General features: G+C 67.4%; 7 protein-coding genes. 5 read left to right on the top strand and 2 right to left on the bottom strand.

The annotated features are described in order from the left end of the window. The first annotated feature begins 3 nt into the window (after positions 1–3). On the top strand, positions 4–747 hold the full coding sequence (locus tag AC5RWT_RS32900; protein WP_494083876.1) for an SDR family oxidoreductase: 744 nt from the start codon (positions 4–6) through the stop codon (positions 745–747). A 37-nt stretch (positions 748–784) separates the two neighbouring features. Here the strand turns inward: AC5RWT_RS32900 and AC5RWT_RS32895 are convergent, their stop codons facing one another. Beyond that, on the bottom strand, positions 785–2674 hold the full coding sequence (locus AC5RWT_RS32895; protein ID WP_494083875.1) for a transketolase: 1890 nt from the start codon (positions 2672–2674) through the stop codon (positions 785–787). Positions 2675–2841: 167 nt separating this feature from the next. After that, positions 2842–3735, bottom strand: a complete 894-nt coding sequence (gene serB / locus AC5RWT_RS32890) for a phosphoserine phosphatase SerB (RefSeq protein WP_494083874.1) — start codon at positions 3733–3735, stop codon at positions 2842–2844. 106 nt (positions 3736–3841) lie between these two features. Here serB and AC5RWT_RS32885 point away from each other — a divergent pair, with 106 nt between their 5' ends. From AC5RWT_RS32885 to AC5RWT_RS32870, 4 genes are all read left to right on the top strand, one after another. After that, entirely contained in the window at positions 3842–4630 is a 789-nt protein-coding gene (locus AC5RWT_RS32885) for an ABC transporter ATP-binding protein (RefSeq protein WP_493967548.1), read from the top strand. Between the two features lie 15 nt (positions 4631–4645). Then, entirely contained in the window at positions 4646–5422 is a 777-nt protein-coding gene (locus AC5RWT_RS32880; protein WP_494083873.1) for a sulfite exporter TauE/SafE family protein, read from the top strand. Continuing rightward, on the top strand, positions 5419–6231 hold the full coding sequence (locus tag AC5RWT_RS32875) for a TrmH family RNA methyltransferase (protein ID WP_494083872.1): 813 nt from the start codon (positions 5419–5421) through the stop codon (positions 6229–6231). The genes AC5RWT_RS32880 and AC5RWT_RS32875 overlap by 4 nt, the downstream gene beginning before the upstream one ends. Positions 6232–6338: 107 nt before the next feature. After that, positions 6339–6596, top strand: coding sequence for a type B 50S ribosomal protein L31 (locus AC5RWT_RS32870; protein ID WP_493967551.1), 258 nt, complete (start codon positions 6339–6341; stop codon positions 6594–6596). Positions 6597–6639: the final 43 nt, after the last annotated feature.

Genomic DNA, 6639 nt, shown 5'->3' with positions numbered 1-6639 from the left:
GCACTGGACGGCAAAGCAGCAATCGTAACGGGGTCATCGCGCGGGATCGGCGCCGAGGTGGCCAAGCTCCTGGCAGCCGAAGGAGCAGCCGTGGTGGTGAACTACCGTCAGAAGGCGCCCCGCGCCAACAAGGTAGTGGCGCAGATCGAAGAAGCCGGGGGCCGCGCCGTCGCCGTTGCCGCCGACCTGACCGCGGCCGAGGGCTCGCAGGCACTGGTCGAAGCCGCCCAGACGAACTTTGGCGGCGTCGACGTGCTGGTGCTCAACGCCTCGGGCGGCATGGAGAGCAGCATGGGTGAGGACTACGCCCTGCGGCTCAACCGTGATGCGCAGGTGAACATGCTCAAGGCGGCCGCTGAAGTGATGCCTGCGGGCTCCCGCGTCGTGTTTGTCACCAGCCATCAGGCCCACTTCATCCGGACCGTGCCGACCATGCCGGAATACGAGCCGGTGGCCCTGAGCAAGCGTGCCGGCGAAGACGCGCTGCGCGGCCTCCTGCCGGAGCTGGAAGCCAAGGGCATCTCGCTGGTGGTCGTTTCCGGCGACATGATCGAAGGTACCGTCACTGCCACCTTGCTGGACCGTGCCCGCCCCGGCGCGATTGAAGCCCGCCGCGCCGAGGCCGGCAAGCTTTACTCGGTGGAGGAGTTCGGCGCGGAAGTGGCCAAGATGGTCACCGCCGATGTTCCCTCCGGGCACACCGAATACGTGGGCGGAGCCGGGTCCTTCCTGCAGGCCCAGGGGTAGGGCGCGCAGCTGGTCTGCCGGCCTCCCGGCCCGGGGCTTACTCCCGGACCAGCCTGCGTGCCGCCTCCGCAATGTGCGGCGCCGAGATGCCGGCGGCGCGGAGCAGGTCCTTCGGGGCCCCGGAGGTAGGCAAACCTTCCACGGCCAGACGGACCAGCTTGAGGTCCGGCACCCGTGCACCGGTCAGGGCATCGGCCACTGCCGACCCGAGCCCGCCCTCGGGATAGTGGTCCTCCACCGTGACCATCCGGCCGCCGGTGGCCCGGCAGGCGGCCAGCAGCGTGTCCTGGTCGATCGGCTTGATCGAATAAAGATCGATTACCCGTGCAGCGATGCCTTCATCGGCAAGCTGTGCGGCCGCGGCGAGGCACTCATGCAGGGTGACGCCCGCGCCGACGAGGGTGACGGCGTCCTCTGCGGTGGCCCCGTGCACCTTTGATCCTCCGATGGGGAACTCTTCGCCGGCCTCGTACAGTACCGGATAGTCCCCGCGGGTCGCCCGCAGGTAGCAGATGCCGGAGGTGTCCGCCATGGTCCGGATGAGGCGCGCGGTCGACGGTGCGTCCGCGGGGTAGAGGACGGTGGAGGTGTGGATCGCCCGCATGGCTGCCAGATCCTCGAGGGCCATTTGGGAAGGCCCGTCCTCGCCGATCTCGACGCCTGCATGGGTGCCCACCAGGCGGAGATCCACTTCGGACACGCCGGCCATCCGGATGAAGTCGTAGCCGCGGGAGACGAGGAACGCCGCAAAGCTGGCGGCGAACGACACATATCCGCGCACGGAGAGCCCCGCCGCAGCCGCGACCATCTGCTGTTCGGAGATGAACATTTCGAAAAACCGGTCCGGCGCGGCCTTGCTGAACTCCCCGGCCTTGGTGGAATTGCCCACCTCGCCATCCAGGACAACGACCTCGGGCCGTGCGGCGAGCGCCGCCACGGCGTCGCCGAAGGCCGTCCTGGTGGCGACTGGCTCGCCCACCGTGTAGGTGGGAAGTTCGACGGCGGCGCCGGGGTTGGGCGTGATGGCAGGTTCGCCGGGGTCCGGCGCATGGGGAGAAATCCGGATCCGGGTGGGGCCGCCCAGCGCCTTGACGGCGGGTTCGGCAATGTCCTCCGGCAGGGCCTTGCCGTGCCACCCCGCTTTGTCCTCTACCTCCGGGACTCCCTTGCCCTTGACCGTCCGGGCCAGGATGACGCTGGGCTGGTCTGTTGTGGCCCGCGCCGTGGCGAAGGCGTCATGGATGGCCGGCAGGTCGTGGCCGTCGATGGGCAGCGGTTGTGCGCCGAACGCCTGGATCCTTGCGGCATACTGGTCCAAATCCCAGCCCAGTGCAGTGGGCCCGTTCTGGCCGAGCCGGTTTACGTCCACGATGGCCGTCAGGTTCCCAAGCCGGTAGTAGCTGGCTTTGTCCAGCGCCTCCCACATGGATCCTTCAGTCATCTCGCTGTCGCCGCACAGGACCCACGTCCGGTAGGGAAGCCGGTCGAGGTACTTGCCGGCCAGAGCAATACCGACGGCGTCGGGCAGGCCCTGGCCGAGCGATCCCGTTGCCAGGTCCACCCACGGCAGGGCAGGTGTGGGATGCCCCTGCAGCCGGCCGCCGAACCGGCGGTAGGTATCGAGCAGTTCCGTTTCATCGATCACGCCGGCCGCGCGGAACATGGCATAGAGCAGCGGCGAGGCATGGCCCTTGGAGAAGACCAGGTGGTCGTTGGTGGGCAGCTCCGGGCGCTCCCAGTCATAGCGGAGGTGGCTTGCCAGCAGCACGGCCATGAGGTCCGCCGCTGACAGCGAGGAGGTGGCGTGGCCGGAGCCGGCACGGGTGGTGGCGCGTATGGAATCGACCCGCAGTTGCGCTGCCAGTTTGCGGCAGGTCTCGGCCACGTCCGGGTCCAGGGTGGCGGCTGACGTGGAGTGGGTGCTCATGGCTGGTTCTCCTTCACAGCAAGGTCAGGGAATCCGACCGCCGGGCAGCGGGGGAGCTGTCCGGGGAGGTTTCAACCGACCCTACTCCGGCACATGGCCGGGCGACAGGGGTTGCGCGGAGGGACATTCAACGGGCAAGTGGACGCGCAGGCGGCTGTGCAGGGGCGTCAGACCCCGGCGAAGTAGCGGGCTACGTCCAGGTGGGGAATGTCGATGGCGGCGTCGGCTGCAGCACGGACTGCGGGCTTGGCGTTGAAGGCAACCCCCAGGCCGGCGGCGGCCAGCATGTCCAGATCATTGGCACCGTCGCCAATGGCAATGGTCTGGCCCAGATCAATGGCCTCCGCCGCGGCCCATTCGCGCAGCATGGCCTCCTTCACGGCGCGGTCCACCACGACGCCGTCCACCGTGCCGGTCAGTGTGCCGGCCTCGATGCCCAGCAGATTGGCGCGGTGGTGGGTCAGCTTGAGCTCGGCGGCCAGCGGATCGAGGATCTGGCTGAAACCGCCGGAAACCACCGCGACGGCGTGGCCGGCCGTCAGAAAGGCCTCCACCAGTTCCTTGGCTCCATCTGTCAACGTCACCGCTGCCCGGACGCGGTCGATGACATCGAGGGGGAGGTCCTTCAGGGTCGCCACCCGCGCGTGCAGGCTCTGGGCGAAGTCCAGTTCTCCGCGCATCGCCGCTTCGGTCACCGCGGCAACTTCGTCGCGCTTGCCGGCGTGCTCGGCCAGCAGTTCGATCACCTCCTGCTGGATGAGCGTGGAGTCCACATCCATCAGCAGCAGCTTCCGGTCGGGCCCGGCCAGCGACGCATCCATCACGGCCGTGCCCAGCTGATCAGTGCGGACGGGAGCAACCGCCGCCCGCACCGCTGCGATGCCGTCGGAGGCACCGCCGTCGTACTCCACTGTCAGAACGGTGACCTGAAAACGGTCGTTGGCCGCGTTCTCCAGCTCGATGATGCTCCCGCCGGCCCCGGTGACTGCCGCCTGCACGGCCGCGAGGTAGGCATCGGGGAGTTCCCGGCCGTAGGAGACGACACGGAGGAGCGAGGGCATAGTGATTCCGTTCTGCGCAAAGCTGGAGGGAGGGCCGGATCCATCATGGCAGGCTCCGGCGTCGCGTTTGGCGATTGCTACGCGTTTTAGCCTACTGTCTACTGATATGAGCGATGTACTTGAATTTGCCGGGGTCACTGTTGTCCGCGGGCGGAAAACCCTGCTGGACGGCGTTGACTGGCAGGTCAAGGAGGGGGAGCGCTGGGTAGTGCTCGGCCCCAACGGAGCGGGCAAGACCACGCTGCTCCAAATTGCCGGCGCACGCCTGCACCCCACCCGCGGGATCGCCGGGATCCTGGACGAAACCATGGGCAAGGTCGATGTGTTCGAGCTGCGTCCGCGGATCGGCCTGGCCTCCACGGCGTTGGCGAACCAGATCCCCGAGGATGAAAAGGTGCTCAACGTGGTGGTCACGGCCGCTTACGGGGTGACCGGCCGCTGGCGGGAACAATACGACAAGATGGACGAGCGCCGCGCGTTCCGGCTGCTGGATACCTGGGGCATGTCCACCTTCATGAACCGCACCTTCGCCACGCTCAGCGAGGGCGAACGCAAGCGCGTGCAGATCGCCCGGGCCCTGATGTCCGATCCGGAACTGCTGCTGCTGGACGAGCCGGGGGCCGGCCTGGACCTGGCCGGGCGCGAGGATCTGGTGCAGCGGCTGAGTGAACTGGCCCAGGACGAGGAGGCGCCGGCGCTGGTGCTGGTCACCCACCATCTGGAGGAAGTGCCCCCGGGCTTCACGCACGCCATGCTGCTGCGCGACGGTGGCGTGGTGTCCCAGGGGCCCATTGCCGACGTGCTGACCGAAGAGAACCTCAGCACCGCCTTCGACATGCCGCTGAGCCTGAAGCACGACGGCGGCCGCTACACCGCCGTAGCCAAGCGCGCCTGAGCGGCGCGTCGCCTCATGGATGTACTGAGCGCTGCCCTCATTGGGCTGGGCGGCCTGTGGGCCGGCACCATCAACAGCATTGTGGGCTCCGGCACGCTGGTCACGTTCCCCATCCTCGTAGCCCTGGGTTATGCACCGGTCACCGCCACAATCTCCAACGCGATGGGCCTGATCGCCGGCAACGTGGGCGGGGTTTACGGCTACCGAAGGGAACTGGCGGGGCTGCGCCGCACCCTGTCGATCCTTTTTCCGGCATCCTTGCTGGGCGGGATCACCGGCGCCTGGCTGCTGCTGCACCTGCCGGAGGAAGTCTTCGGTGTGGCGGCGCCGTTCCTGATCGTGGTGGCGCTGGTCTTTGTGGTGTTCCAGCCCAAACTGCAGGCATGGGTGCGTGACCGCCAGGCTGCGCAGGCACGCACCCGGCCGCGGCCCTGGTTGCTGCTGGGGCTGGTCTATTTTGCCGGGGTCTACGGCGGCTACTTCGTGGCCGCCCAGGGCGTGCTGCTGGTGGGAATCCTCGGCGTCTTCCTGCACGGGACCCTGCAGCAGGCCAACGCGGTAAAGAACGTGCTGGTGCTGGGGGTGAACATCATCGCCGCCATCTCCTACATGCTCTTCGCCTTCGACAGGATCGAATGGCCCGTGGTGCTGATCATCGCCATCAGTTCGCTGATCGGCGCGCTGATCGGCTCCGCGGTGGGGCGCCGGCTGAAGCCGGTGGTGCTGCGCAGCGTTATCGTTACCCTTGGCCTGGTGGCCCTGTTCTTCCTGGTGAGGAATCTCTTCGCATGAAGCTGGTCCGGCTGGACTCCGCCGACGACCCCCGGGTGGCCGACTACGCGCAGTTGACGGACACCGCGTTGCGCCGCCGCCGTGAGCCGGCGGAGGGAATGTACATCGCCGAAAGTTCCAAGGTGCTGCGCCGGGCCATCGCTGCGGGCCACACTCCACGGTCATTCTTCCTGGCCGGCAAGTGGCTGGATGACCTGCGCGACGTGATCGACCGGTTCCCCGAGGTGCCGGTGTTCGTCGGGACGCCCGAGGTGCTGGAGGGGATTACCGGATTCCATCTGCACCGCGGAGCGATGGCGGCGATGCACCGGCCGGCGCCGCTGTCCGCGGCCGAGGCGCTGGCCGGTGCCCGCCGGGTCGCAGTGCTGGAGGACATCGTGGACCACACCAACGTGGGGGCGATTTTCCGGTCAGCTGCCGCCATGGGCATGGACGCCGTGCTGCTGAGCCCGCAATGTGCCGATCCGTTGTACCGGCGCAGCATCCGGGTTTCCATGGGCACCGTCTTCCAAATCCCGTGGGCCCGGCTGCAGGAGTGGCCGGAAGGCCTTACTGTGCTGCGCGAGGCTGGATTTACGACGGCGGCGCTCGAACTGACCGATGACGCCATTACCTTGAATGAGCTGGAACGGCGCACCTTCGACAAGCTTGCGCTGGTGCTTGGAACCGAGGGCGCCGGCGTACAACCGCAGACGCTGGAGCAGGTGGAGCTCACGGTGATGATCCCGATGCGGGCCGGCGTCGATTCGTTGAATGTCGCGGCCGCCAGCGCGGTGGCTTTCTGGGCGTGCCGCGCCACGTCGACGTGAGCCCACGGAATGCGATAGAGTTGTTTGCTGGCCCTCTTGGAGGGCTGCCATCTTTCCATCCTTCTAGCCGCTGGCAAAATCCAGGGGCGTGTAGAAAAGGTACAACTATGAAGTCTGATATCCATCCGGCATACGCCCCGGTTGTGTTCCGCGACCTGGCCTCCGGCGTTTCCTTCCTGACCAAGTCCACCGCGACGTCCAACCGGACGGTGGAGTGGGAAGACGGCAACAGCTACCCGCTGATTGAGGTTGAAATCTCCTCGGAGTCCCACCCGTTCTACACCGGCAAGCAGCGCATCATGGACAGCGCTGGCCGCGTCGAGCGCTTCAACGCACGCTTCAAGGGCTTCGGCGGCAAGAAGTAACCCTTCGCCTCAGCCTTTCAGCTGGGCCCGCACCGATTGGTGC

The organism is Arthrobacter sp. Dra40 (genome assembly GCF_059091905.1).
The sequence above is the reverse complement of the archived record's forward strand: the minus strand, read 5'-3'. Positions and strand labels throughout refer to the sequence as shown.